The following is a 24837-nucleotide window of genomic DNA, read 5'->3' as shown; positions in this document are numbered from 1 at the left end:
GACAAGACAATCGTCGTTCAGCTGGATATGAGTCAGCGAGCGCATCCCTGGCGTGAACTCGCCCTGCGGCTCTCCAGGCATTCGACGCCGATCTGAGCAACGTGTTTGCCGCGTTCGCGCCCGCTCCGCGTTCGTTCTATGTGATGGCCGGAACCACCGAATACTACGCTTCGCACGAACAACTGCGCGCGGAACTCCGCAGCGCGCCATGAAGGAGAGTTTGCCATGTACCAACGGATTCTGGTTGCCCTCGACGGCAGCGACACCTCGGAGCGTGCGCTCGACGCGGCATTGCAACTGGCGCACGACGCCAACGCGCAATTGCAGCCGCTTTTCGTGGTGAATGTCCCGCTGATGGCCTATGACGTGCCCGCCTACGACCCATCTTATATTCGCAATGCGATCGCGGAAGAAGGCACCCATGTGATCGACGGCGCCGTCGCGCGTATGCGCAAGGCCGGCGTACAGGGCACGCCGCGTCTCATGGAAGCCGACCCGGTCGCTGACGACGTTGCACGTTGCATACAGCGAGCGGCCAGCGACTTCAGGGCCGACCTGGTGGTGATGGGGACGCACGGCCGGCGCGGTTTCCAGCGACTGATGCTCGGCAGCGTCGCCGAGCACTTTCTACGCGTCGCCGAGTGCGCGGTGCTGATGATCTCCGCGCATTGCGCGCTACCTGCGACAGGCGTCCCGCGAGTTGCGAACGAGGCCGTCAAGGAACTGTCATGACCTGCAAAACTCTCCTTGTCCATGTGGACGACAGCACCCACAGCGCCGCGCGCACCGAATTCGCGCTCGAATTGGCCCGCCGGTACGATGCACATCTGATCGGCCTTTACGTAGTGTGTCAGGAACTGACGCGGCCGATCTTTCTTCACGGCGAAGGTGTATGGATCGCTACGCAGGAAGCGCAACGCGACACAAATCTCAAAAGCGCACAGGCACACTTTCTCGCGGCGGCCGGGCGGGCCGGCCTGAGTAGCGTGGAATGGCGTGCGCCGGCCGGCCCAGCGGCCGACTCGGCGGTCCTGCACGCACGCCATGCGGATCTGCTGATTCTGGGCGAGCGCGATCCAGAAGACCCTTCATCTTACATAGCCCGGCATTTTGTCGAGGATGTGGTGATGAGTTCAGGCCGGCCCGCCATCGTGCTGCCTTATGCAGGCGCCGTTCATACGTTCGCGGAAAACGTGCTGGTTGCCTGGGACGGCAGCCGCGAGAGCGCGCGTGCCCTCGCTGACGCGCTGCCGGTTATCAGACATGCGAAGTTTGTCACCGTGGTGACCGTGCAAACGAGCCCGGCCAGCGGCGAACCTGCCGGCATCGACGTCGCCGCATGGCTGGAACGGCACAACATCCAGGCCGGATTTGCAACGGCACCCCGGGTGGCCGGCGTCTCCGCGGGCGCACTGCTGCTGAACATGCTGACCGACCGGCATATCGACCTGGTTGTGATGGGCGCGTACGGTCATACGCGGGTTCAGGAACGGCTGCTCGGCGGTGTGACACAAACCATGCTTCGGTCGATGACCGTGCCTGTGCTGATGTCGCATTGAACCGACGCCTCAGGACTTGTGGGAATCCCGGAAATTACGCGGAAAGAGCCCTCGCGTAGTTTTAAAGCGCCTGCTTGCCGGGCGTTTCTTTTTTTTCGGCATCTCCGCCCGGCTTCTTCAAAGGCTCGACGGGATTTCGTCGATGTCATGCGCGCGCCGAACCACGAGAACCGGCACACTGGCGCGACGCAGGAGCGCCTCGGCCACGCTACCCAGCAACAGGCGCCCGATCCCATGCCGTCCATGTGTGCCCACCACCAGCAGATCGGCCTCGCACTCGTCGGCGACACGGCAAAGCACGCTGGCAATATCCTCGCCGTAGGCGTCGATGATGCGTGTCAAACCACGCACCTTGCGCTGCTGAAGCAACGCTCGGGCGTCTTCCAGCGTGGCCATGGCGGCCTCGGCAGATGCTGTCGTGCGAGCCTGCTCGTCAAGGAGTCCGGTGCTCATATCGACCATTTGCGCGACATGTTCGGCCACGAACACGGCAGTCACAGTCGCCTGCGCCGCTTCAGCGATTTTCAAGGCTTCTTCGAGCGCGCGTTGAGCGGCTTGACTACCGTCGATTGCAACGAGAATCCGTTTGTACATGACTTTCTCCCAGAACTCGCCTCGCTGCGCACGGCCGCGACCAACAGGCGATCAGAGCTTCAGTCTGCAGTCGCGACCCAGAATTCGCTTGATGAAGATCAAGCGCCCCCTTCCTGTCCCAGCGCCTGTCGGATCACAAATTGAACGTGTCCGCCGCATCGCAGCAGGGCAAACGCTCATCGACATTGCCCGCGAGTTGTCTGTCCAAGACGGTAAGCACTTATAAGACGCGCGTCCTCATCAATGTTGCTCGTAGGAAACCCCCTACACGTGTTCGTGTCCGCCTACCTGAAGTTCGTTCACCGCCGATTTTATTCTGAGATAGTGCGCCCGATACTTCAATCCATGACCTCCCGCAGTACTCCGGACACGCGTGAAGGAGACCTGAATGACCGCGATTCCCCAGCCGACGGCATGGTCCGTCGACGCACGGCAGTTCGATGAGCATGCCGGCGTTGAAGAAAAATTGCGCTTTGCGCTTCACTATGCGGTGCTGGCGCCGTCCGCCCACAATACGCAGCCCTGGCATTTCATCGTCGACGGCGGCTGCGTGACACTCTGTGCCGACCGCACGCGAGCGTTGCCGGTCGTCGATCCGTTCGATCGCGAACTGATCATCAGCTGTGGCGCGGCACTGTTCAATCTGCGCGTCGCATTAAGCTACTTCCGGCTGGCTTACGCCATCACGCCGTTTCCCGCGCCGGCCGACGTGGACGTGCTGGCGCATCTGCGCATTTTGCGCGAGGGCCGTTGCGACACTAGCCTCGTCCCGCTCTTCGACGCGATCCCGCAGCGCGTCACAACTCGCGAGATCTTCGTCGACGAACCCGTGCCTTCCGAATTCCAACGACGGGTCGTGGAGGCTGGCGCGGCTGAAGGCTGTGACGTTGTCTGCATCGAAAGCGGCGCCAGCCGCGAAGATGTCGCCGCGCTGATCGGGGAAGCCGATCGGGCGCAGTTCAAGGATCCGCGCTTTCGCCGCGAGCTCGCCAGCTGGGTGCATCCGCGGCGCAGTCAAGACGGCATGCCCTCGCTGTCCGCCGGCATGCGCGCTTTGCTCGATCTCGCGGTGCCGCTCGTCAGCTCGGTGATTCGCACGTTCGACGTGGGTGGCGGCATGGCCGCGGCGCATCACGCGCTGGCCGTCGGCTCGCCGTTACTCCTATGCATTGCCACCGGAACCGACGACGCACCCGCGTGGTTCGCCGCCGGCCAGGCGCTCGAACGGGTGCTATTGACTGCTGCCGGAGCCGGCATGACGGCGTCCTATCTGAATCAGCCGATCGAATTGACACCGCTGCGCGAGCGACTGCGCACCACCCTGAATCTGGACGGCATGCCGCAACTGCTGATACGCGTCGGCCGCGGCGGACAGGCGCCCCATTCGCCGCGGCGTCCGCTCGCCGACGTATTGTCGTAGCGGGAAGACCCGCAGACCGCCGATCGTCGCTTGCATCACTCGCGCGACCGTAACTCAATACCGCGTACCATGACCGGCCACTCGCACGCGCAGTGTATCGATCGCGATGATGTGCAACCGTCATATGGCATCTTCGCCGGGGAGGACAATCCCTGAGGCGAAACGGTCACCGCAACACAGTGCGAGTGTCCCACTCATGACCTCTCCGCATGGCATGCGTCGCCCCTCATGAGCCGCTTCACCGGACGGCAGCGCGCGGTGAGCTATATCCCGACAACCCGCTACACCACGTCCTATCAGACCCGCGCCTCTTACCGGCAGGTGGTGGTCGTTCAGTTCGAAATCCGTGCCGAGCGTGGGGTTCTTCAGTTTGACGAACTCGGCATCGTCAATCGCAATGAAACCGTTCTCGGCGTAAATGTCTTCGATCTTGCCCTGCTTCATGATCGGCCAGCCAAACAGCCTCGCGTCGTTCCAGCCCGATCACGCTCACCGCCTGATAAGTGCCGTCGCGCAGCTTGACCAGCGCCGAGCCGGAGTACAGCGGCACGGCATATTTCACGCCGTCAGTGCTGCGCACGGCATCGAGCATGTAAGCCGGCATACCGATGCTGCTCGCAATGGTCTGCACTGCCGGGTCCATCACCCACACCTTCGCGCCGATGTTGATAGCTGAGCCATCACACCTCCAAAGTTGGATGCCGAACCGTTTCGGCCGCCGTCCGCTAGATGCCCGGCATGACCGGATAAGGCTCGGTGTGATCCTCGACGCGCTTGACACCGGGTATGGTTTGCGCCGCCACACGAACCGCCTCGACGGCTTCCAACGAATGGAAGATGCCCCACAGATGCACGACTCCGTCTGTGACGACGATATTGCGTCCGGCGAAGCTCCACTTGCGACCCGCGAGTTCGCCCATCAACATCGCGCGGATCTCGCCGTCGGAGAGCGTCACATTCGATGCCGGTTCATCCGGTACGCTCGCCAGCGCCTGGACGAGATTGGCCCGGCTCACGATTCCCACGAGCCGCCCAGCATTCGTCACAGGCACCCGCTTAATGCGCCGCGTTTCGAGGATGCCGGCCACTTCCCCGAGTTGCGTTTCGGGCTGAACGGTCACCACGTCGGTGGTCATCACATCGCGAACGTTCACCGCGTGGGTTTTGATGTAATCCCGTGCCTCCTCGCTCGCGGACCAGAAATCGAGCCACGAGGTTCGCGTGCGCTCGTCGGTGCCGATTTCGGTACGGCGCAGCAGATCGCCTTCGCTGATCATGCCGGCGACATGGCCGTCGGCATCCACAACCGGTGCACCGCTAATGCCGTTGTCGACAAAAATTCTAGCGACCTCTCGCACGGTCATCTCGGGTGTAACGGATATAACGTTGCTGGTCATGACATCGGATGCGCGCATGGTAAGCCTCCTGAACAGTTAGGATGATTTAATTCGTGGGACGCCCGTCTGGGCCGTCGGTACCGGAAGCGCTAAGCCCCCGTCGCCATTTGAGATTAGGCCTGCACGACGTCCTGTCGTTTGACATGGATCATCTCGAAGGTCCCGGGTGTGTTCCGGGTGGCTTGCACCTTGAAAGCGCGGCTGAGCGGATCAATTAAAGGGGCGCCGCGCCGCGCGCGGCCTTCTCGCCAGATCAGTTGATCTGCAGGCACTTGCGTTTGGATGGCGCCTTCTTTGGCAGCGTCAGGGAGAGCCGGGCGTTCACTGATCTTCGCTCATCACGTCACGCACGCTGTATCAACGACTTTAGGCTCGGTCATGAGGCGCCGATTGACATGTATCAAGCGGCCCGCGTCGCGGGGCGGCAGGTCAGAAAGCACGCCTTTGGTCAAGGGACCACGGCGCTCCGCGCTTGTCCTGAGCTCAGAATCGATTTTCATGCGCGTGCGGCCGCTTCTTGCGCGAAATCGGAATCGGACGCTGACCCGCTCGTGCTGATCCGGCAACTGGCGAACGAGAAACCCCTGCCCGCCGAAGAATTGGAGCGAATGGCGAGCCTCGATACCGAAGTGCCAATCGCAAGTATTGACCGCCTCGATTACTGGCCAAAGCTGTCGCGACGGTTTTGTGAAACACCGGTAGCCGGCGCGCCGCAGAGTGCTTCATGCGCTACAAAGCCGCCGACTCGGCAGGAATGTGTGTGACAGTCGCAAGAGCGTTGTTTTTATCGCATATGCATGCCGCCGTTGATTGGGAAATCCGCGCCGGTGATAAAGCCGGCGTCATCGGAACAGAGGAAGGCCACGAGGGCAGCGATCTCGCCCGGCCGACCGAGGCGCCCCACCGGGATCTGCGGCAGGATCTTCGATTCCATTACATCCTTTGGGAGGGCCGCGGTCATCGCCGTGGCAAGGTAGCCAGGCGACACCGTGTTCACGGTCACGCCGTTTCTGGCCACTTCCAGCGCGAGCGACATCGTGAAGCCGTGAATGCCTGCCTTGGCCGCGGCATAATTGGTTTGCCCGAACGCGCCGCGCGAGCCGTTCACCGAGCTGATATTGACAATCCGCCCGAACTCCTGCTCGAGCATCCCACCGATCAGTGGCTTGGTCATGTTGAACATGGAATCGAGATCGGTGCGCAACACCTTGTCCCAATCCTCCTTGTTCATCTTCACAAAAGTCGAATCGCGGGTGACGCCCGCGTTATTCACCAGAATGTCGACCGTGCCGAATTCAGCGAGTACCCGCTCCGCGCAATGCGCGCACGAATCGAAGCTGGACACGTCGGCCTCATACGCGACGAAATGGCGACCGGCTTCGCGTTCTTGCATAAGCCAGGTGGCAACATGATCGTTGCGCTCGGAATGCGACATCGCGACCACCATGCCGGCATCGTGGAGACGCCGGCTGATCGCGGCGCCCAAACCGCCCATGCCGCCGGTAATAAAGGCAACGCGTTTAGCCGACATGAGGTTCCCCTTGCTTTGCATCGCAGGCTTGCTGCCGGGTTTCGTGGCTGAACCTCAGCATTTGCAGCGAGAACGAAGGACTCGCGCGGTAGAGGTCGAACAATGTGACGAATCGGTCTGCCATGATGGGTCTCCTGACTAGATGAAGCCGTCCGCATGCGTGCAGCGCGAGATTGCGGCGAACATGGGCGCGGCAGCAGTGCGTTCAATGTAGACGCGGCCGTCAGGAGCCGGTTGACCTGAATCAACCGCGAGTCGGCTTGCCACGAACGTGTGCGCTTTGCGCCGTCGTCAGGCCGTTTCGCGATGCATTCACCGGGGGCGCAACGTGCAGACAGGAGTCGGCAGAAGCGGCGTATCAGACCGCGAGATGGGCAGCAACGTGTGCGATACGGCTTGCGCGCCAACGCGGGAATTTCCCCTCCAGGCGTCGATCTCGCAGACTCGTGATGGCGACAACCGGCTTTACACCGTCATGCTGTGCGACATCACGGAGCGCGTTAAAGCAGAGCGGGGGCAATGCGCCGCATCGATGTGGCCATCGCGTCGAGTTGGCTGGCCATCTCGTGGACTAAACCCAGATGCGCGCGACGCGTTGCGGAAACGAACTGCGCCAGTTCCGTTTCGTGGAGCGCGAGCGTCATCTTGAGCGCAGTGATCTGCTGTCCCAGATCGTCGTGCAGTTCGCGTGCAATGCGCTTCTGCTTCTTCTCGCGTGCCTGTTGCACGAGCGCCGACGCGCCACTCGCGCGCTCAAGGGCTTCCAGCCGACGCCTCTCTGTCATATCACGGGTGATCTTCGCAAATCCCAGCAGGTCGCCACTTTCATCGTAAACCGCCGTGATCACAACGTTCGCCCATAACCGCCTTCCGCCTTTGCGCACGCGCCAACCTTCGTCTTCGACGCGCCCCGCGACGCGGCTTGTTTCACTGGTTTCGCGCCGGATGGCGCGGCGGCCCTCCTTGGGGCAGCATCCGTTGCAACACGTGGTCTTTCAGAACGAAGCGATGGAATAGTGCAGCGGCCACATGCAGAACAATGAGTGCAAAGAGCACCCATGCGAAGATGCCGTGCACATCACCCATCTCGTGGCCGAAAGCCGAGCCCGGCTCGCTCAGCGCCGGATATTGCACGAGGCCCAGCAAGCGGATCGTCCAGCCGCGCGAAGATGCGTTGATCCAGCCGAGCAGCGGCACAACCAGCAAGGCCGCATAGAGCAGAAAATGCGTGATGCGCGAGACTATGTTGAGCAACGGCGGCAACTCTTCCGGGCTTGGCCAATGGGTCAATCGCCAGAGAACCCTGACCACCATAACAGCGATGAGTGCCGAGCCGACGCCGAGATGCCAGGCTATCAGGCCGACGGGCTGCGTGCCTTTATGGATATCGGGCATCGTCCAGCCAATCACAAACTGCATCGCGATCAGGACGGCCGTTAGCCAGTGCAGCGTCCGCGCCACTGCATCATATGCAGGAAGCCGCATTTCATAGACCTTATCCATCCGTGCTCCTCGATTCGACCAGAAATTGATTGGATTGACGGCGCGCACGGCCAGAACTCACAAATCGACCGCCGGAAAATACACCGCCCAAAGGAAGCGATGCTAACGACCTAACCTTAAGGAAACCTGATACCGGCACAGCCGTCTCGTGGGTTCGACGCCGGCTTCACCTTCGGCCGAGGCGCCGGTCCGCGGCCATTTCAGCTGGGTGCGTTCCCGGTGGCTTGCACCTTGAAAGCGCGGCTGAGCGGAGGAATTAAAAGGACGCCGTGAGAATGGATGTTCGCGCGGTCGAACGCGAAAAGGCGGACTCATGCGGCGATGGACCAAGGGCGCGCGCGGCTGACCTCACTCCGGCTCGGCGGGACAGTCGCGCGGCTGAACCGACAGGGTATGCGACATCTTGAGCTGAACCCAATCCATACCTTCGCGCAAACCGGCCAGGACGGCTTCGCGCTCCGTCGGAAAAATACTGCTGTGTGTGAACCGATGTTTGAAAATTCCCTCTGGCGTGCGATGACTAAGCTGGATCGTACAGTCGAAGCCGCCCGCCGTGCAATGCGTCATTGCGGCGACCGACCAATCGCCATCGCTCACGTTACCTGAAATCGTCATGGGTCGCTCCTTTGATACGTCGTCGAAATGAACCGACTGCGGCAGGCGAACGTGTCATCCCACTGTCAGATTGTCGACGACCGCGTGCACACCAGGCGCCGACCACGCCGCGCCGCGCACGGCCGAGCGCTCCGCCGTCGAGTCGACCTTGCCCGTGAGCGTAACCGTTCCCTCGTGCACCTTCACGTCGATGTGCTTCGCCTCGCGTTCCGCATGGCGTTGCAGCGCTTTGCCGATCTGATCGCCGATATCTTGCGCCGCCGCATTGCCGCCTATCTGGATGAGGCTCGAGACCCCTGTTACGCCACGCATCTGTGAAATCGTGCGCGTGGCAACGTGACTCTGGTAGGCACAGTCGACCTCGCCGCGCAACGTCACCCAGCCTTTCTCGACCTGCACCTTAACCGCCTCTTCGCTCAAGCCCACGGTCCAGTGCAGAATGGTGCGAACCGCATTGGCAATTTCTTCGTCCGTCCGCACGTCCGTGTGCAGCAGCCGGATATCCATCTCCACGACGACTGCCTTTACACCCGCCACCCGTTGCGCGGCCTTTTCCGCCGCGAGCTTCTCGGCATAGCTCGCGGGATGGCCCGACAGCGTGACGACGCGATCATGCACTTCGACACCAATGTCCGTGACGTTCACCGCCGGATCCCAAGCCAGCTCGTCTTCGACCTGCCGTTTCAATTCCATGTCCGACTTCATTGCGTGCTCCTCATTGGCATATAGGTATGCGGCGTCGCGCGGTGCATGAGGCTGTCATGCCTCCCGCGACGCAAGATCAGTTGATCTGCAGGCGCTTGCGTTCGGATGGCGCCTTCTTCGGCAGCGTCAGAGAGAGCACCCCGTCCTTGTATTCGGCAGCGGCAGAACTCTCATCGACTTCGCTCGCCAATGAAAACGCACGGCTGACGGTGCCCGAATACCGCTCCCGGCGAATCACCCGTTCGCCGTCTTTCATTTCCTGATTCCGTTCGACTTTCGCGCTGATGGCAACGAGGTTGCCGTCGATTTTCACGTCGATATCCTTTTTCTCGACGCCCGGCAGCTCTGCTTTTACGGTGTAACCGCTATCGCTCTCGGTCACGTCGACCTTGATGTCGGCAAGGGACTGTTCGCCGCCCGTGCCGCGCAACGGCCGGAACAGCCCCTGGAAGAGTTCCGACATCGGCTCAAGCGTAAACGGATCAAATCGGGTTAAGTTGCTCATCGTCATGCTCCTGACTTGGTGAATCACATCACTGATACAAACTGGCGTTGCATCTCGCGACCCGCGCTGCTCCACGCAGAACCTGCTGGCCGGGATGGGCGCATTCCAGCGCGTTTCGATGCCGGGCGTTCACTGATCTTCGCTCATCGCATCACGCACGCTGTATCAATGACTTTAGGCTCGGTTATGAGGCGCCGATTGACATGTATCAAGCGGCCCGCATCGCGGGGCGGGGCGTTTAGCCGACATGAGGTTCCCCTTGCTTCTCCCCGCCACTGGCGACCGGCGATACGCCCCGACTCGCCAAGTCGAACGGTGTAACTTGACTGGCGCCCGTGCGGCCTGCCCGCCCGTAAGGCATGCCTGCCACCGCGCTTTGCGTCTGTTGCTGCCACGCCTGCCACGGCAGCATGACCGGATTCATAGGGACATGCGTCGGCCATTGCTCGCGCCAGGCCGATTGCCAGGTCGCCAACGCTTCGCACAGGCCTTCGCTGAATCCGCGCTGCCCTTGCACGGCCGAACCCAGCCCCTGCTGCCAGAGGTTCACGGTGGTCGCCAGGTAATCGCGCACCGAGGCCTGATATGACGCCGCGAATTCGCTCCAGTCACCAGCGGCCGCGGCCGCATTGCGAACGGCATGCGCCGCCGCCATATCGCGCCGGGCGCGCTGCATCTCGAACTCGCAGGCCCGCTGCCGGGCTTCGTGGCTGAAACTCAGCATTTGTAGCGCGAACGAAAGACTCGCGCGGTAGAGGTCGAACGGTGTGACGAACCGGTCTGCCATGATGGATCTCCTGACTAGATGAAGCGGTCCGCACGCGTGCGGCGCGAGGCTGCGGCGAACATGAGCGCGGCGGCAGTGCGTTCAATGTAGACGCGGCTGTCAGGAGCCGCTTGACCTGAATCAACCGCGAATCGGCTTGCCACGAACGTGTGCGCTTTGCGCCGTCCGTCAGGCCGTTTCGCGATGCGTTCATTGGGGCGAAACGTGCTGACAACAGTTGGCAGAAGCGGCATCATTCGGCGTAGAGTAGCTTGTCTGCTTTATCCTGCATTGAACCGACCTTCCGCAAATCACACCCTTTGCCGGAGATACAGGTGGTCTTCAACTGGAACGATGCAAAGCGCAGTGCCGGAGCGGAGAACGATTCCGACGTACCGCTCGAGGACCGCTATCAGTTGCTGATAGACGCGGTGCAGGATTACGCGATCTTCATGCTTGATCCGGCCGGTCGCGTGGCAAGCTGGAACAGCGGCGCGCGCAAAATCAAGGGCTATGCGGCCGACGAAATCATTGGCCGACATTTCTCGATTTTCTATACGCCTGAAGATGTCGCCGCCGACAAGCCGGGCCGCGAACTGGTCCTCGCAACCACGCAAGGCCGGGCCGAAGACCAGGGCTGGCGTGTACGGCGGGACGGCTCGCGGTTCTGGGCGGACGTCACGATCACGGCGGTGCATGATTCGTCTGGCGCCCTGCTGGGTTTTGCCAAGGTCACCCGTGATATGACCGAGCGCATGCGACTCGCCGAACTCGAGCACGCAAGCGAGATGTCCGCGCAGATGCAACTCGTGCGCGAGGACGAGCAAAGGCGCGTTGCCCGCGAGTTGCATGACGATCTCGGCCAGCAACTCACCGCGCTCAAGATGGGCATCGCCGCTCTGGAGCCGCGCCTTGCCTCGAGCAGCAGCGATCAGCAAGCCGGAATCGCCGCGGCGGGCGAACTGCAACGTCAGATCGACAGCATGATGGCCTCGTTGCGCCGCATCGCCGCCAATTTGCGGCCGCCCATGCTGGACGATCTCGGTTTCAGCGCGGCGCTCGAGTGGATGGTGGACGATTTCTCGCACCGCTTTAAAGTGGCAACCACACTGCGCATCGATATCGATGACGCGGACCTCACGTCGTTCGCCGCCACCAACTTCTATCGCATCGTGCAGGAAGCGCTGACCAATGTGGCGCGGCATGCGCAGGCAAGCGAAGTAGTGGTCGAGATATCGAGCGACGCCAACCTCTGCACGATTTATGTCGCAGACAATGGCTGCGGAACCGCGGTGGAAGACGCTGGCAAGCGCGGCTCGTTCGGTTTGCTCGGCATGCGGGAGCGGGTGCGCCTGCTGCGCGGCACGCTGACAATCGATAGCGCGCCCGGCAAGGGTTTCAGGATCGCCGCCCAGGTACCAATCAGCGCGATTCGTCCGGACGAGACGCCGCCAGCTTGACAGGTTCGACTGGCGCCCCGGCAGCGCGCGTTTCGCCGCCGAGTGCCGAGACCCGCAACGCGCAAATTCCGCTTCATGTCGACACCGCCTTCAGCAGCGCACAAACTGTTGGCCGCCGTTTTCCATTCTGCCTGCCCATTTTCACGGTCAGCGGCACGACGTGTCGTTGCAGACCACTCGCCTGCTCTTTAAAAGTATGGCCAGGACGCCGCGGGCGATTTGATGTGGATCATCGTCTGTCGCGAGAGCAGCGCGCTGTTAGTCACGACGACTGGTGGACGCCAGACTCCTGCCATGACCGAGTACAGCGCTCCGCTTCCTGCTTGATATGCATCAATGGAGCCGGCCGCGACTCAGTCATAGTCGGCCTACACCCACGCTGATTTGCCGCCGCCCTGCAAACGACGGAAAGCAGGCGTCCGCACCCCATGGCCAGCAAGAGCCCACTCTCATCGGTGAAGCGTTACGCGCTGCGCCGCCTTCATGATTCATGTGAGGAGACTATGTCTACCATCGATACCCTTCCGCCCACCGCCACCACGCTGCAAATTCCGCTTGCCCGGCATGCCAGCATCGACGGCATGGAGGCTTATCGCGCTCTCGTTGCCGAGGCTGAGCAGGATCACGAAGCGTTCTGGGCGCGTCTTGCCCGCGAACATCTGGATTGGCGCCGCCCATTCACGAAGGTGCTGAGCGACACGAACGCACCGTTTTATCAGTGGTTCGAAGACGGCGAGCTGAACGCGTCCTACAATTGCCTCGATCGCAACCTGATCAACGGGCTCGCGGAGAAAACCGCGATCGTGTTCGAGTCGGACGACGGCAACGTCACGCATGTCACGTATCAGGCGCTCTATCACCGCGTCTGCCGGCTCGCCAATGCGTTGCGTGCTCGCGGCGTAAAGAAAGGCGACCGTGTGGTGATCTACATGCCGATGTCGGTTGAAGGCGTGGTCGCGATGCTCGCGTGTGCCCGCATCGGCGCGCCGCACTCGGTGGTGTTCGGCGGTTTTTCCGCCAGGTCGTTGCACGAACGTCTGATCGATGTCGGCGCGTGCGTCGTCATTACCGCTGACGAGCAGGTTCGCGGCGGGAAGACATTGCCGCTCAAAACGATCGTCGACGAAGCGCTCGCGATGGGCGGCACGGAGAGCGTCAAAACGGTGGCAATCTACCGGCGCACAGGCGGCCGTATTCCATGGATAGCTGGCCGCGATGCATGGCTGCACGAACTCGAAGCGGGCCAGCCGAACACCTGCGAGCCCGAGTGGGTGGGCGCGGAGCATCCGTTGTTCGTGCTTTATACGTCAGGCTCGACGGGCACGCCGAAAGGCGTTCAACATAGCACCGGCGGTTATCTGCTATGGGCCGCACTGACGATGAAGTGGACCTTCGATATCAAACCCGCCGACGTGTTCTGGTGCACGGCGGACATCGGCTGGATCACGGGTCATACCTACATCTGCTACGGACCGACCGCGGTCGGCGCAACCCAGGTGATCTTCGAAGGCGTGCCCACCTATCCGAACGCGGGACGCTTCTGGAACATGATCCAGCGCCACAAGGTCAGCATCTTCTACACGGCACCGACGGCTATCCGCTCGCTCATCAAGTCCGTAGATGCCGACCGTTCGGTACATCCGGACCGCTTCGACCTGCGCAGTCTGCGTCTGCTCGGCACGGTCGGCGAGCCGATCAATCCGAGCGCGTGGACGTGGTATGCCCGGCATGTCGGCGGTGGGCGTTGTCCTGTCCTCGACACTTTCTGGCAAACAGAAACCGGCGGGCACATGATTTCACCGCTGCCAGGTGTCACTCCGCTCGTGCCGGGTTCATGCACGCTGCCTATGCCCGGCATCGACGCGGCGATCGTCGACGAGACCGGGCATGAAGTTCCAAACGGACACGGCGGCGTGCTCGTCGTCCGCAAGCCGTGGCCTTCGATGATCAGGACCATCTGGGGTAATCCGGAGCGCTTCCGGCATGGTTACTTTCCCGAAGAGCTTGGCGGAAATCTGTATCTTGCGGGCGACGGCGCAATCCGCGACCGCCACACGGGCTACTTCACCATCACCGGCCGTATCGACGACGTGCTGAACGTTTCCGGACATCGGCTCGGAACAATGGAAATCGAATCGGCGTTGTCGGCGCATCCGCTGGTCGCCGAGGCTGCGGTGGTCGGGCGTCCCGACGAGACCGCCGGCGAAGCGATCGTCGCGTTCGTGGTACTCAGGGCGGCGCGTCCGTGCGGTGCCGATGCGAAGCGCGTGGCCGACGAATTGCGCGCATGGGTGGGCAAGGAAATCGGCCCGATCGCCAAGCCGAAGGACATCCGTTTCGGCGATGCGATGCCGAAGACGCGCTCGGGTAAGGTCGTGCGCCGTCTGTTGCGCTCCGTGGCCAAAGGAGAAGCCATCGTGCAGGACACGTCGACGGTTGAAAACCCGGCTGTGATTTCCCAGTTCGCCGACGCCGCCTGACAGGCAAGCGATAGCCGCTCACCGCCCTGCTTCCGACGCAATTCGAAGTCGCGCGTGCATGGCATGCACGCGCGCGCAACCCCAATTTCAGCGTTCCTGTATGGAACGGAGGATGTCATCATGAACATCAAAGCTCCCAATCCCGCTTCACTCGGCCTCGCCGGCTTTGCCCTGACGACGTGGCTGCTCAGCATGATCAACGCCGGCTGGTTCAGCGGCAATGCGATGGGGATGGTGCTCGCCGTCGCTTTCGCATACGGCGGCACCGCGCAGGCGCTCGCCGGACTCATGGAAATTCCTCGCGGCAACACCTTCGGCGCGACCGCTTTCCTCAGCTACGGCGCGTTCTGGTGGTCGCTTGCCCTGTTCGTGATGTTTCTGCATGGCACGGTGCCGGCGGCCTTTATCGGTTGGTATCTGTTTCTATGGGGCGTGTTTACGCTGTACATGTGGGTGGCGACGTGGCGTGCCGCGCGCGTGCTGCAGTTGGTGTTTCTCTCGCTGTGGATCACGTTTTTCGTGCTTGCTGCGAGCGAATGGACCGGACTGGATTGGCTGCATCACGCCGGCGGGTATCTGGGCATGCTGACCGCGCTGTTGGCGTTTTATCTGTCGGCTGCGGAAATCATCAACGAGACGCATGGGCGCGTGGTACTGCCGACCGGCGCAGCGACTGAGCCGCTTGCGGTGACCTTGACGGTTCAGGAAGAGTTGCGCAACGCATAATCGGCCGCGTTGTTCTGCGCTGGCGTGTCCAGTCGCGCTCCGTTGATCCAACTCAACGGGTGTGCCTGCCGCGCGAGTATGGTCTGGGGAACACCTCCACGGCTATCAGGGGACCCCACCATGAATCATTCCGCATATCCCGCCAAGCATCCGGTCGCGGATCGGGCCCGGGAAGAAAACATCGCACCCGGGCATTTCTATCTCGTGGGAGGCGGTATTGCGTCGTTGGCCGCCGCCGCCTTCCTGATTCGCGACGCCGATGTGCCCGGCTGTCTGATCACGATCTTCGAAGCACTCGACAAACCCGGCGGCAGCCTCGACGGCACTGGCTCGCCGCAGGAAGGCTACGTCGTGCGCGGCGGCCGCATGCTCGAGAGCAAATATCTGTGCACCTACGATCTGTTCGATTCGATTCCCACGCTCGACGGCCGCAGCAGCGTCACCAAGGAAATCTTCGACTGGAACGAGACGATTCGCACTTCCTCGAAAGCGCGCCTCGTGCGCAACGGCCGGCGCGAAGACGCGCCTCCTTACGGACTCGCGGAGACGCACCTGCTCACGCTTGGCCGTCTTTCTCTCGAACCCGAAGCGCTACTGGGCGACAGCCGGATCGCCGACCACTTCAAGCCCGACTTCTTCGAAACCAATTTCTGGATCATGTGGTGCACGACGTTCGCCTTCCAGCCATGGCATAGCGCCGTCGAATTCCGGCGCTACCTGCTGCGCTTCACCCATATGACGCCGGGCTTCAACCAGTTGCACGGCATCATGCGCACGGTATACAACCAGTACGATTCGATGGTGCGGCCGCTGCGCAAATAGCTCGACGAACGCGGTGTGCGATTTCGCGCCAACACGCGGGTCATCGATCTGCGATACGACGAAAGCGGCGCACTGAACCGGGTCGCGGGTATTGTCTGCGAACAGGACAACCGTCGCATTGAAGTTCCGGTGGGCGAAGCCGATAAGGTCATCGTCACGCTCGGTTCGATGACGGCGGGTTCGAGCCTCGGCGGCACGAACCGCGCTGCCGTGCTCGATCATCACGACAGTAGCGGCGCGTGGGCGCTCTGGAAAACGATCGCGGCGGGACGCGCCGAATTTGGCCACCCATCCGTTTTCGCGGATCACGTCGACGAATCGAAATGGCTCTCCTTCACCGCAACGTTGCACGATCCGACACTGTTCCGCCTGATCTGCGATCTGACCGGCAACGTGCCAGGCGAAGGCGGCCTGATCACGTTTCCTGAATCGAATTGGCTCGCCTCGATCGTCCTGCCGCACCAGCCGCATTTCATAGGGCAGCCGAAGGACGTCGAGGTGTTCTGGGGCTATGGGCTCTTCGTCGACAGGCCTGGCAATTTCGTCGGCAAGCCAATGATCGAATGCACGGGACGCGAAATCATCATCGAGCTACTCGGTCATCTACATGTTCAGGCGGAGGCGCCGGGTATTCTCGACGACGCGATCTGCATTCCGTGCCTGATGCCGTTCATCACCAGCCAGTTCCTGCGGCGCAAACGCGGCGACAGGCCTGAAGTGGTACCCGAGGGTTGGGCGAATCTTGCGTTCGTCGGGCAGTTTTGCGAGTTGCCGAACGACGTCGTGTTCACTATCGAATATTCGGTGCGCTCCGCGCAGACCGCGGTGTACACGCTGCTTGGGTTGAATCGCTCGGCTCCGGCGGTGTACAAAGGCCAGTACGACCCTCGCGTGGTGTATGGCGCGGCTTCGGCGCTGCGCAGCCACTGAGCGCGCTGCGGCCACTTCGCCTATCCGCTGCTCGTGCTCGGCTCGATCGCGACGGTGGTCATGGGCTCGGCCGCCGTGCTGATGCTACTCCCTGCCTAGACACGGCATGCGGCATCAGCAGGCCCGCTCCAGCGCTTCGTCATGCGTGAGATGGCGTTTCAGCACGCTGACGAAAAGCCGCGCGGCGCCGCAGCCGTCGTTGATCTGCATCAAAGGGGCCGCCGCCATCGTTCCTAGACTCAAGCTCACTTATCCGCGCTTCACCGTCCCTTCCAGGAGCGAATGCCATGAGCTACAAAACCATCGTTGTCCACCTCGACACCAGCCCCAACGCCCATCCGCGTCTCGAAATCGGGCTGCGTCTGGCCAAACAGTTCGGCGCACATCTGACCGGCGCCTTCGCCGTCTTCAGTCCGGACCCTCGCTCCCTCTATGTCATGGCCGGGACTGCTGAGTATTACCGGCAGCATGAAGAGATGCGCGCGGAGCGGCGCGCGGCGCTCGAACGGCTGTTTCACGCCGAACTGCGGCGCGCCGACGTGCCGGGCGAATGGGTCGCCATCGACGAGCCCGCCAGTCTCGCCGTGCCGCGTGCGGGCCGCTGCGCCGACCTCATCGTGGCAGGCCAGGACAATCCGGAGGATCCGGAATCGTATGTCGGCGACTTCTTTCCGGAAAACCTCATTCTCTCGTGCGGCCGCCCGGTGTTGCTTGTACCTTACGCAAGCAATGAAAGGTCGGCAGGCGGGCGGGTCCTGGTCGCGTGGGACGGCAGCCGCGAAGCCACGCGCGCCGTGCACGACGCGCTGCCGTTTATGCGCACGGCGAGCAGCACGAGGATTCTTACTGTCAACGGGGTGCACGAATTCGAGCGCGCCCGTATCCCCGGCGCGGACATTGCCACCGTGCTCGCACGGCACGGCGTGCAGGTGGAAATCGCCGACATCGAAACCGGACCGGGCGGCTCGGTCGGCGAGGTGCTGCTGTCACAGGTGGCCGACAGCGGCGCCGATCTGCTGGTGATGGGTGCCTACGGCCACGCCCGCTGGCGCGAGCTGGTGATGGGCGGCGCCACGCGCACGATTCTTCGCTCGATGACCGTGCCCGTGCTGATGTCGCACTGACTGGCGCCGGAACCGGCCCGGTACGTGGCCGCCCACACTCACGCAACGAGCACGCCGACTGGCGGCACTGGCATGTGGCGGGCGTTTCACGGAAAATGAACGCAAATCAGTTGTTCGCCAGGTGCAGATGCCGCCGAACCAACGTGTCCGCCTGACGCGCCGCCGTATGGGCATCGGCGGGCAACGCGACCAATCCTTGTTCGCAGCCTTTCCAAAGAGGCGCACATGCCCGTCAGTGGTGGCACGCCCCCCTCCCGCACTGCCGCTTTGCGCGGGCGGTCCGGCTCGTTTGCGGCGCCGCCGGCTCTCGCAGCGGCGACCGTGTTCGTCGTGACACTGGCCGTCATGCTGGCCGCGCGGCGCTGGTTCGATCCCGTGCTGATCATCTGCGTCGCCGCCGCTTTTCTCCTCGCCACGAGCGCGTTTGTGCTCGTGCGCACGCATCGAAATGGCGCTCATGCAAACAGCGAAACAAATGCAGGCATTGGCCAGTCCGCCTTGAACGAGGCTCGCATGATGGCGATCATCCGTTCGTCGATGGAAGCGATTATCACGATCGACGAACAGCAGCGCGTGGTCATCTTCAATCCCATGGCGGAACAGATTTTTGGCTGCTCCGCCATGGACGCGATAGGCGCCCCGCTCGCTCGCTTCATCCCAGAGCGGTTTCGGGCGGCGCATGCGCAGCATGTCGCCCAATTCGGCGTGACCGGCGTGTCGGACCGGCAGATGGGCAATCAACGCGTGCTGGCGGGCTTACGCGCCAACGGCGAGGAATTCCCGCTCGAGGCCTCCATCTCGCAGATTCGCGATGGCGACACGCGGCTCTACACGGTGATGCTGCGCGACATCACGGAACGCGTCAAAGCGGAGCGCGCGCAACGTCAGTCGCGCGAGGAACTGCGCGAACTGTCGGCCAATCTGCAGAAGATCCGCGAAGACGAGAAAACACGCATCGCCCGTGAACTGCACGACGATCTCGGCCAGCAACTTACCGCGCTGAAAATGGATATCTCGTCGGTCGAGCTGGCGCTGGATGCTTCGGCTGGCGCGGCGGTGCGCGACCAGCTGCAAGGCATGCGCCGCTTGATCGATACCACCGTGGCCTCGGTACGCCGCATCGCGGCGGATCTGCGGCCGGTCATGCTCGACGACCTCGGGCTCATTCCAGCGATCGAATGGCTCGCCAACGACTTCACCAACCGCTACGGAATCGACGTGGAGCGTCAAATCGAGACCGGCGACGCTCGCTTCAGCCCGGCAGGCGCCACCGCGCTGTTCCGGATCGTGCAGGAGGCGTTGACAAACGTTGCGCGCCATGCCGACGCCACTCTGGTTACACTCAATCTGCAGGCGAAAGACCAGGCCTTCGAGCTCAGCATCGCCGACAATGGTCAGGGAGCGCACCGCACGGCGGAGCCGGCGGCCAAGTCGTTTGGCTTGCTCGGCGTTCGCGAACGCGCGCACATGCTAGGCGGGGCGGTCGAAATTCATACCGCGCACGGCAAAGGCTTTGTGTTGACTGTCACCATTCCGGTGGAGACCGTACAAGTGCAGGAGATACAAACATGACGCGCGTCCTGATTGCCGACGACCACGCGCTGGTGCGCGACGGCCTGCGCCATATCCTGCAGAGCACGAGCGGCTTCGAAGTCAGCGGCGAAGCGAACGATAGCGTCAGCACCATCGCGCTGATCCGCGAGCGGGCAGCCGACGTGCTGGTGCTCGATCTGTCCATGCCCGGCCGCAACGGCGTCGAGTTAATCAAGCAGATCAAGGAGGAAAAGCCGACGCTGCGCATCCTGGTGTTGACCATGCACGCCGAGCAGCAATACGCGGTGCGCGCGTTCAAAGCCGGCGCATCCGGATACCTGACGAAGGAAAGCGCGAGCGCCGAACTGGTGGCGGCCGTGACCAAGGTCGCTGCCGGCGGTGTGTACGTGAGCCTTGCGATGGCCGAACGGTTCGCGCAAAGCCTGAATGAACCGACCGATCTGCTGCCGCATCAACGGCTGTCGGATCGGGAATTCGACGTCCTGAAGCGTATTGCAGCCGGTCAAACGATCACCGAGATCGCGGCCGAACTGTGTGTGAGCAGCAAGACCGTCAGCACGTACAAGACGCGCATCCTCGAAAAAATGCAGATGCCGCACGAAGCGGCGCTGGTGCGCTATGCGATGCGCCACAAACTGGTCGGCGACGAAGAGGACGACATCTGAGCGCCTTCGCAGCCGTCCGCTTGCGGGTGCCGCCGCACTGTGACCCGGAGAACGCGCGCCTCTGATCTGTCGCTCGACACATACGCAGCGCACTCAGCATCTTCCTAATCCGCCTGACCATCGTGTAGGAAACTCCCTACACACCTTCCCGCTTGCCTACTCGAAGTTCATTCGGCGCCGATTTTATTTTGAGACAGCGCGACCGATACTTCGAGCCATGAACTCAAGCCCTGACCGCCGCGCGCTGCGTGTGTTTCTCGTCGACGATGCCGTGTTGGTGCGGCGCCGCCTGGCCGCGCTGCTCGGCGCACTCGACGGCGTAGAGATCGTCGGCGAAGCCGAGGAGCCTGCTGCGGCATTCGCGGGCATCGGCGCGGGCATGGCTGATCTGGTCGTGACGGAGTTGCATCTAAGCGGCGGCACCGGCCTGGAGTTGCTCGGGTTGCTTGCACAAAGAATGCCGCATGTGGTTGTCATGGTGCTGACGAACCATTGCGGCACCTGGTTTCGGCGCGCATGCCTGATAGGCGGCGCCCACTACTTTTTCGACAAGACCGGCGAATTCGATCTCGCGCGAAACACGATCCAACGGATCGCTGGCGAACATCGCACGCACGCCCTCTTTCAATCAGGAGCACACCATGTCTGACGTCGCCGCATCTCCCGCCATCTCGCCCGCGCTTGCCCGTCCGCAAGGATCGCCGCTCCCCGGACAAGTATCGGCAAATGCAAGCGCTCCGCGCAAGGGCGCACTGCGCTGCACGGCCTGCTCGATGCGCTCGATCTGCATGCCGCACGGCCTGACAGCCGAAGAATTGCAAAGGATCGAATCGCTTATTTGCCCGTCGCGAACCATCAAACAGGGCGAAACGATCTACCGTGCGAACGACTCGTTTCAGAGCATCTACGCCGTACGCGCGGGCTCGTTCAAGACCGTTGTCATGCATCGCGACGGCCGCGAACAGGTCACGGGCTTCCATCTCGCCGGCGACTCGCTGGGCCTCGACGGGGTCTGCTCCGGCTACCATAGTTGCGATGCTGTCGCACTCGAAGACAGCAAGGTTTGCATCATCCCATTCCATCTTCTCGAAGCCATGTGCCGCGAAGTCAAAGCCGTCCAGCAACACGTGCACCGCATGATGGGCGGCGAGATCGTGCGCGAGTCATCGCAGATGATGTTGCTCGGCACGATGTCCGCCGAGCAGCGGGTGGCGACATTCCTGCTGAATCTGTCGGACCGCCTGAGAATGCGCGGATATTCGCCGGCGGAATTTCACCTGCGCATGACGCGCGAGGAAATCGGCAGCTATCTGGGAATCAAGCTCGAAACGGTCAGCCGGATGCTCTCTAAATTTCAGCGCGACGGACTGCTCGATACGCACGGCAAGGACATCCGGATTCTCGATCACGAAGGCCTTGTGCGGGTTTGAATATAGACGCGGCTCGCGACCCGGCCGTCGGCCGCAAACGCCGCGATCGTAAGGCGATGCCGGCCGCCGGGCCCGGCCACGCTAACGGACAGCGAGCACTGCCGCACCCGTGAGCCTGCCATCGCGCAGATCGCTCAGGGCCTGATTGGCGTCCGTCAGCCGATAAGTCGTCGTTTTGATTTCGAGGCGCGTCTCGCCCGCAATGCGCATGAAGGCCAGCCCGTCATCGCGGGTCAGATTCGCGACTGACACCACGCGCCGCTCGCCCCACAGAAACGCGTACGGAAACGACGGGACGTCGCTCATGTGAATCCCGCCGCAGACCACCACGCCACCTTTCGCGACCGCTTGCAATGCTAACGGAATGAGTGCACCGACCGGTGCGAAAAGCAAAGCCGCATCGAGTTCCTCGGGCGGTGCCTCCGCGCTGCTGCCCACCCACGCCGCGCCGAGACGCAGCGCGAGTTGCTGGGCCGCGTGATCGCCCGGGCGCGTGAACGCGTACACCGTGCGCTGCTGATGACGCGCGACCTGCGCGACGATATGCGCCGCGGCGCCGAAACCGTAAATGCCGATGCGCTGCGCGTCGCCCGCCATGCTCAACGTGCGATAGCCGATCAGGCCGGCGCATAGCAGCGGCGCCGCCTCGATGTCGGTGTACTGCTCCGGCAGATGAAAGCAGTAGCGGCTGTCGGCAATGGTGCGCTCAGCGAAACCGCCGTCGATCGTATAGCCGGTAAATTCGGGATCGTCGCAAAGATTTTCCCGCGCCGACAGGCAGTAGCGGCAATGCCCGCACGTGTGGCCAACCCAAGGCACGCCCACCCGGTCTCCGAGGACGAACCCCGTCACGCCCGCGCCGAGGCCGGCTACCGTGCCGACGATTTCGTGACCTGGAATGACAGGCTGTTTGGGATGCTCGAGTTCGTGGTCAACCAGATGAAGATCGGTGCGGCACACGCCGCACGCATGAATATCGATCAGGATCTGGCCGGCACCGGGCACGGGATCTGGCAACTCCTGCTCACGCAAAAACGACGTACTGCCGTCAAATAGCATCGCACGCATAGGATGATTCTCCTCGAACTTGCCTGAGCGACCAATACCCGGCTTCCTGCCGGCGTGACGCATCGAAAGAGGCGTGCGCTCCGCCGTCCCATGGGATTCACTCGCAAAAGCGGAAGTAGCCGCTGTGCATCAGCACCGGCTTGGCGCCGATCTCGTTAAGCAGTCGCCTCGCTGCGTGTTCGATCGGATGCCGGTTGGAATTGAATGCGGCGATCAAATCGTCTTCGCGCAGCGAGACGGCGCCGAAATGATCTTCTAGCGCCTCCGCGGTAATCGCGCACTGCACACGCGCACCATCCACCTCGGCCGGAAACGCGACGACGAGATCACGCGCGCAATACTCCGGATGTTCCTCAGGAAAATAAATCTTCATGTCCGCACCTGGTTCGTCGCGCAGGATGGGAGGCTGGGACAGCGTTTCTGCACGCCTACGCGTCGTGCACCGCATTCTCGGGGCCGCCCGTTCTGTGCGACACCCGTCTGTCATCAGCATAGGAGCTAAGCGCGATACGTCAAATTCAGGGCTTGCGTCCTGGTTGACCGAGGTCAACGGCACGCAAGCCACCGCTCCTACACTGAACTTATTCCCTTGCAAAGGAGCGCGTGCCTTGAACACACCATTCCGAAGCTGTCTGGCGGCATGTGCCGTGTTTGTGCTGGCTGCCTCTACCGCGCACGCCGAGCCGGAGCCGACCGCGTTAGTCGATCAGCAGCATTGCATGTTTTGCCACACGCGCGATGCGCCGTTCCTCGCGCCGTCGTTCGAGCAGATCGCCGAGCGCTACCGTAATGTGCCCGACGCCCAGTTCATGCTTGAGCACAAGCTACGCCTCGGCGGCAAAGCGCATTGGGGTGATATGGCGATGCCGTTGCCCGCTGATCGCGGCGGCCCGTTGTCGGCAGAGGATGCGCGCACGCTGGTGGAATGGGTCCTGAGTCAATGACCCACCCTTTAAGTCACGACTTTCGCGGTCCAATTCGCTGGAACACGACTGCATGTTACGGAGAACTCTCCATGCGCCTCACAGTCCACCTTGACACGTTCGACCGTGCCCATCCGATGGCATTTGCAATCCTGTGGCTCGACAAAGATATCCGGCAATGGTCGCGCGAAGGTCACCACGGCCTTGACCTGCCCGAATGGGGCGTGCTGCACGTAGATTGCGGCAATACGCTCGTGTGCGGCCCGGACGGCTCGGCGCCGGTTTGCGTGCTCGAAGGGCTCGACCTTAACGCTTGCGCCGGGCCTTTCGAGGGCGAGACCGGACGTGCACAGTGGTGCGCGGAACGCGGCCGCGACCTGATGTCCGGCCACTGGCACGTGCAATGTATCGACACCGATCAGATCGCCCCGGAACACGGCCTTTTTGCCGCCGGGAATGACATGTGAAGCACGCACTTCACCGACACCTCAAGGAGCGAACTTCATGGGACTCACGACCGATCTGGACGGCGCGCGCCACGCTTACGGGCTCTGTTTCGTGCGTGCGCCGTGGGCGTATTTCACGCGTATACCGCTCGCTCAGCAGTGGGGCGACGGATGGGAGCGTGTGCCCTATGAAAAACACGCCGGCCCGCCTTATGACGATGCGGCGCAGCAGATCCTGACCGTCGCATTTGACGGGCCGCTGCTGCCGCCCGACGCGGGTTACGACGGCCATGCGCGCAGCGTCAACGAAATCAATCGAGGTGACGCGCCATGGCTGCGCACGCAGAATTTCATCAGCAACGCGCCGGTTCGGATTGCCGCGGGCGTGTCACTCGAGAAATTCGTGGAACTGGTCGAACTGGCCGGCGGCCGTGTGTTTGCCCCGCTAGGATGGGGCGCGCTGCGGCTGGAGCCGAACGACGCTTCGTAACGCATTTAATATCAAATACTTGCACCGGCATTTTTCCGATCGAATTTGCATGCGTCGCCCATGACGTACCTCAGGACCGCCCTGCCTGACTCCGCCATATTGCTTCCTTTTATAACCAGCCACC

At 62.3% G+C, this 24837-nt stretch carries 26 protein-coding genes and 3 pseudogenes; 16 read left to right on the top strand and 13 right to left on the bottom strand.

The window, feature by feature from the left end:
- The first annotated feature begins 225 nt into the window (after positions 1–225).
- Both B0G82_RS33105 and B0G82_RS33100 read left to right on the top strand, forming a co-directional pair.
- Complete coding sequence (locus tag B0G82_RS33105; RefSeq protein ID WP_121310350.1) at positions 226–732, top strand: universal stress protein; 507 nt, start codon at positions 226–228, stop codon at positions 730–732.
- Complete coding sequence (locus B0G82_RS33100) at positions 729–1559, top strand: universal stress protein (RefSeq protein ID WP_121310349.1); 831 nt, start codon at positions 729–731, stop codon at positions 1557–1559. Before B0G82_RS33105 ends, B0G82_RS33100 begins: the two co-directional genes overlap by 4 nt.
- 117 nt (positions 1560–1676) lie before the next feature.
- Here the strand turns inward: B0G82_RS33100 and B0G82_RS33095 are convergent, their stop codons facing one another.
- A complete protein-coding gene (locus tag B0G82_RS33095) occupies positions 1677–2153 on the bottom strand; it encodes a universal stress protein (RefSeq protein ID WP_116144333.1) in 477 nt (158 codons plus the stop codon).
- Between the two features lie 388 nt (positions 2154–2541).
- On the opposite strand from B0G82_RS33095, the gene B0G82_RS33090 reads away from it, so the two are divergent.
- Positions 2542–3573: a nitroreductase gene (locus B0G82_RS33090; RefSeq protein WP_121310348.1), complete on the top strand. Its 1032-nt coding sequence runs from the start codon at positions 2542–2544 to the stop codon at positions 3571–3573.
- A 324-nt stretch (positions 3574–3897) separates the two neighbouring features.
- On the opposite strand, the pseudogene B0G82_RS33085 reads toward B0G82_RS33090, so the two are convergent.
- Both B0G82_RS33085 and B0G82_RS33080 read right to left on the bottom strand, forming a co-directional pair.
- A pseudogene (locus B0G82_RS33085) lies at positions 3898–4243 on the bottom strand (ABC transporter permease); the annotation flags it as partial.
- Between the two features lie 55 nt (positions 4244–4298).
- Positions 4299–4988: a CBS domain-containing protein gene (locus B0G82_RS33080; RefSeq protein WP_121310347.1), complete on the bottom strand. Its 690-nt coding sequence runs from the start codon at positions 4986–4988 to the stop codon at positions 4299–4301.
- A gap of 377 nt (positions 4989–5365) precedes the next feature.
- Here B0G82_RS33080 and B0G82_RS33075 point away from each other — a divergent pair, with 377 nt between their 5' ends.
- Complete coding sequence (locus tag B0G82_RS33075) at positions 5366–5734, top strand: hypothetical protein (RefSeq protein WP_147439598.1); 369 nt, start codon at positions 5366–5368, stop codon at positions 5732–5734.
- Between the two features lie 20 nt (positions 5735–5754).
- Here the strand turns inward: B0G82_RS33075 and B0G82_RS33070 are convergent, their stop codons facing one another.
- The 8 genes and pseudogenes from B0G82_RS33070 to B0G82_RS33040 all read right to left on the bottom strand — a co-directional run bounded on the left by B0G82_RS33070 (position 5755) and on the right by B0G82_RS33040 (position 10616).
- On the bottom strand, positions 5755–6501 hold the full coding sequence (locus tag B0G82_RS33070; RefSeq protein ID WP_121310345.1) for a beta-ketoacyl-ACP reductase: 747 nt from the start codon (positions 6499–6501) through the stop codon (positions 5755–5757).
- A complete protein-coding gene (locus B0G82_RS41145) occupies positions 6491–6625 on the bottom strand; it encodes a hypothetical protein (RefSeq protein WP_277872810.1) in 135 nt (44 codons plus the stop codon). The genes B0G82_RS33070 and B0G82_RS41145 overlap by 11 nt, the downstream gene beginning before the upstream one ends.
- Before the next feature lie 391 nt (positions 6626–7016).
- Positions 7017–7412 (bottom strand): annotated as a pseudogene (locus B0G82_RS33065) (histidine kinase); the annotation flags it as partial.
- 16 nt (positions 7413–7428) lie between these two features.
- On the bottom strand, positions 7429–8004 hold the full coding sequence (locus B0G82_RS33060) for a cytochrome b (RefSeq protein WP_116144325.1): 576 nt from the start codon (positions 8002–8004) through the stop codon (positions 7429–7431).
- A 348-nt stretch (positions 8005–8352) separates the two neighbouring features.
- The gene (locus B0G82_RS33055; protein ID WP_116144323.1) at positions 8353–8619 is read right to left on the bottom strand and encodes a UDP-glucose 4-epimerase; all 267 of its coding nucleotides are present in this window, start codon (positions 8617–8619) and stop codon (positions 8353–8355) included.
- Positions 8620–8673: 54 nt separating this feature from the next.
- Positions 8674–9324 carry a BON domain-containing protein gene (locus tag B0G82_RS33050; protein ID WP_121310344.1) on the bottom strand — a complete coding sequence of 217 codons (651 nt, stop codon included), beginning with the start codon at positions 9322–9324 and terminating at the stop codon, positions 8674–8676.
- 76 nt (positions 9325–9400) lie between these two features.
- On the bottom strand, positions 9401–9829 hold the full coding sequence (locus tag B0G82_RS33045; protein ID WP_121310343.1) for an Hsp20/alpha crystallin family protein: 429 nt from the start codon (positions 9827–9829) through the stop codon (positions 9401–9403).
- Between the two features lie 238 nt (positions 9830–10067).
- Positions 10068–10616, bottom strand: a complete 549-nt coding sequence (locus B0G82_RS33040; RefSeq protein WP_121310342.1) for a hypothetical protein — start codon at positions 10614–10616, stop codon at positions 10068–10070.
- A 314-nt stretch (positions 10617–10930) separates the two neighbouring features.
- Here B0G82_RS33040 and B0G82_RS33030 point away from each other — a divergent pair, with 314 nt between their 5' ends.
- The 9 genes and pseudogenes from B0G82_RS33030 (at position 10931) to fnr (ending at position 21786) form a co-directional block, all read left to right on the top strand.
- Positions 10931–12055, top strand: a complete 1125-nt coding sequence (locus B0G82_RS33030) for a PAS domain-containing sensor histidine kinase (protein ID WP_241974930.1) — start codon at positions 10931–10933, stop codon at positions 12053–12055.
- A 503-nt stretch (positions 12056–12558) separates the two neighbouring features.
- Positions 12559–14535 carry an acetate--CoA ligase gene (gene acs / locus B0G82_RS33025; RefSeq protein WP_121310340.1) on the top strand — a complete coding sequence of 659 codons (1977 nt, stop codon included), beginning with the start codon at positions 12559–12561 and terminating at the stop codon, positions 14533–14535.
- A 120-nt stretch (positions 14536–14655) separates the two neighbouring features.
- A complete protein-coding gene (locus B0G82_RS33020; protein WP_121310339.1) occupies positions 14656–15261 on the top strand; it encodes a GPR1/FUN34/YaaH family transporter in 606 nt (201 codons plus the stop codon).
- 120 nt (positions 15262–15381) lie between these two features.
- Positions 15382–17013 (top strand): annotated as a pseudogene (locus B0G82_RS33015) (oleate hydratase).
- A gap of 287 nt (positions 17014–17300) precedes the next feature.
- Positions 17301–18137 (top strand): universal stress protein, encoded by an 837-nt coding sequence (locus B0G82_RS33010; protein WP_121310338.1) that lies wholly within the window; start codon positions 17301–17303, stop codon positions 18135–18137.
- 225 nt (positions 18138–18362) lie between these two features.
- Complete coding sequence (locus B0G82_RS33005) at positions 18363–19709, top strand: PAS domain-containing sensor histidine kinase (RefSeq protein WP_121310337.1); 1347 nt, start codon at positions 18363–18365, stop codon at positions 19707–19709.
- Entirely contained in the window at positions 19706–20356 is a 651-nt protein-coding gene (locus tag B0G82_RS33000; RefSeq protein WP_116144303.1) for a response regulator transcription factor, read from the top strand. The genes B0G82_RS33005 and B0G82_RS33000 overlap by 4 nt, the downstream gene beginning before the upstream one ends.
- 217 nt (positions 20357–20573) lie before the next feature.
- Positions 20574–21005, top strand: a complete 432-nt coding sequence (locus tag B0G82_RS32995) for a response regulator (protein ID WP_116144301.1) — start codon at positions 20574–20576, stop codon at positions 21003–21005.
- Positions 20998–21786 carry a fumarate/nitrate reduction transcriptional regulator Fnr gene (gene fnr, locus B0G82_RS32990; protein ID WP_121310336.1) on the top strand — a complete coding sequence of 263 codons (789 nt, stop codon included), beginning with the start codon at positions 20998–21000 and terminating at the stop codon, positions 21784–21786. Before B0G82_RS32995 ends, fnr begins: the two co-directional genes overlap by 8 nt.
- Positions 21787–21867: 81 nt before the next feature.
- Here the strand turns inward: fnr and B0G82_RS32985 are convergent, their stop codons facing one another.
- Positions 21868–22854, bottom strand: coding sequence for a zinc-dependent alcohol dehydrogenase family protein (locus B0G82_RS32985; protein ID WP_121310335.1), 987 nt, complete (start codon positions 22852–22854; stop codon positions 21868–21870).
- A 97-nt stretch (positions 22855–22951) separates the two neighbouring features.
- Entirely contained in the window at positions 22952–23227 is a 276-nt protein-coding gene (locus B0G82_RS32980; protein WP_116144295.1) for a DUF1488 domain-containing protein, read from the bottom strand.
- Positions 23228–23462: 235 nt separating this feature from the next.
- Between B0G82_RS32980 and B0G82_RS32975 the strand changes: the two genes are divergently transcribed.
- The 3 genes from B0G82_RS32975 (at position 23463) to B0G82_RS32965 (ending at position 24713) form a co-directional block, all read left to right on the top strand.
- Positions 23463–23798 carry a cytochrome C gene (locus tag B0G82_RS32975; protein ID WP_181916810.1) on the top strand — a complete coding sequence of 112 codons (336 nt, stop codon included), beginning with the start codon at positions 23463–23465 and terminating at the stop codon, positions 23796–23798.
- Between the two features lie 71 nt (positions 23799–23869).
- Positions 23870–24244, top strand: a complete 375-nt coding sequence (locus B0G82_RS32970; RefSeq protein ID WP_116144293.1) for a DUF3564 domain-containing protein — start codon at positions 23870–23872, stop codon at positions 24242–24244.
- 37 nt (positions 24245–24281) lie between these two features.
- The gene (locus tag B0G82_RS32965) at positions 24282–24713 is read left to right on the top strand and encodes a hypothetical protein (protein WP_121310334.1); all 432 of its coding nucleotides are present in this window, start codon (positions 24282–24284) and stop codon (positions 24711–24713) included.
- Positions 24714–24837: the final 124 nt, after the last annotated feature.

The sequence above is a fragment of the Paraburkholderia sp. BL17N1 genome (assembly GCF_003634175.1).
In the GTDB taxonomy this organism is placed as follows: Bacteria; Pseudomonadota; Gammaproteobacteria; order Burkholderiales; family Burkholderiaceae; genus Paraburkholderia.
The sequence above is the reverse complement of the archived record's forward strand: the minus strand, read 5'-3'. Positions and strand labels throughout refer to the sequence as shown.

Bases quoted from the DNA above. Each gene is read 5' to 3' on its own strand.
- B0G82_RS33105 (WP_121310350.1), top strand. From the start codon at position 226: ATGTACCAACGGATTCTGGTTGCCCTCGACGGCAGCGACACCTCGGAG.
- B0G82_RS33100 (WP_121310349.1), top strand. From the start codon at position 729: ATGACCTGCAAAACTCTCCTTGTCCATGTGGACGACAGCACCCACAGC.
- B0G82_RS33095 (WP_116144333.1), bottom strand. From the start codon at position 2,153: ATGTACAAACGGATTCTCGTTGCAATCGACGGTAGTCAAGCCGCTCAA.
- B0G82_RS33090 (WP_121310348.1), top strand. From the start codon at position 2,542: ATGACCGCGATTCCCCAGCCGACGGCATGGTCCGTCGACGCACGGCAG.
- B0G82_RS33080 (WP_121310347.1), bottom strand. From the start codon at position 4,988: ATGCGCGCATCCGATGTCATGACCAGCAACGTTATATCCGTTACACCC.
- B0G82_RS33075 (WP_147439598.1), top strand. From the start codon at position 5,366: ATGTATCAAGCGGCCCGCGTCGCGGGGCGGCAGGTCAGAAAGCACGCC.
- B0G82_RS33070 (WP_121310345.1), bottom strand. From the start codon at position 6,501: ATGTCGGCTAAACGCGTTGCCTTTATTACCGGCGGCATGGGCGGTTTG.
- B0G82_RS41145 (WP_277872810.1), bottom strand. From the start codon at position 6,625: ATGGCAGACCGATTCGTCACATTGTTCGACCTCTACCGCGCGAGTCCT.
- B0G82_RS33060 (WP_116144325.1), bottom strand. From the start codon at position 8,004: ATGGATAAGGTCTATGAAATGCGGCTTCCTGCATATGATGCAGTGGCG.
- B0G82_RS33055 (WP_116144323.1), bottom strand. From the start codon at position 8,619: ATGACGATTTCAGGTAACGTGAGCGATGGCGATTGGTCGGTCGCCGCA.
- B0G82_RS33050 (WP_121310344.1), bottom strand. From the start codon at position 9,324: ATGAAGTCGGACATGGAATTGAAACGGCAGGTCGAAGACGAGCTGGCT.
- B0G82_RS33045 (WP_121310343.1), bottom strand. From the start codon at position 9,829: ATGAGCAACTTAACCCGATTTGATCCGTTTACGCTTGAGCCGATGTCG.
- B0G82_RS33040 (WP_121310342.1), bottom strand. From the start codon at position 10,616: ATGGCAGACCGGTTCGTCACACCGTTCGACCTCTACCGCGCGAGTCTT.
- acs (WP_121310340.1), top strand. From the start codon at position 12,559: ATGTCTACCATCGATACCCTTCCGCCCACCGCCACCACGCTGCAAATT.
- B0G82_RS33020 (WP_121310339.1), top strand. From the start codon at position 14,656: ATGAACATCAAAGCTCCCAATCCCGCTTCACTCGGCCTCGCCGGCTTT.
- B0G82_RS33010 (WP_121310338.1), top strand. From the start codon at position 17,301: ATGAGCTACAAAACCATCGTTGTCCACCTCGACACCAGCCCCAACGCC.
- B0G82_RS33005 (WP_121310337.1), top strand. From the start codon at position 18,363: ATGCCCGTCAGTGGTGGCACGCCCCCCTCCCGCACTGCCGCTTTGCGC.
- B0G82_RS33000 (WP_116144303.1), top strand. From the start codon at position 19,706: ATGACGCGCGTCCTGATTGCCGACGACCACGCGCTGGTGCGCGACGGC.
- B0G82_RS32995 (WP_116144301.1), top strand. From the start codon at position 20,574: ATGAACTCAAGCCCTGACCGCCGCGCGCTGCGTGTGTTTCTCGTCGAC.
- fnr (WP_121310336.1), top strand. From the start codon at position 20,998: ATGTCTGACGTCGCCGCATCTCCCGCCATCTCGCCCGCGCTTGCCCGT.
- B0G82_RS32985 (WP_121310335.1), bottom strand. From the start codon at position 22,854: ATGCGTGCGATGCTATTTGACGGCAGTACGTCGTTTTTGCGTGAGCAG.
- B0G82_RS32980 (WP_116144295.1), bottom strand. From the start codon at position 23,227: ATGAAGATTTATTTTCCTGAGGAACATCCGGAGTATTGCGCGCGTGAT.
- B0G82_RS32970 (WP_116144293.1), top strand. From the start codon at position 23,870: ATGCGCCTCACAGTCCACCTTGACACGTTCGACCGTGCCCATCCGATG.
- B0G82_RS32965 (WP_121310334.1), top strand. From the start codon at position 24,282: ATGGGACTCACGACCGATCTGGACGGCGCGCGCCACGCTTACGGGCTC.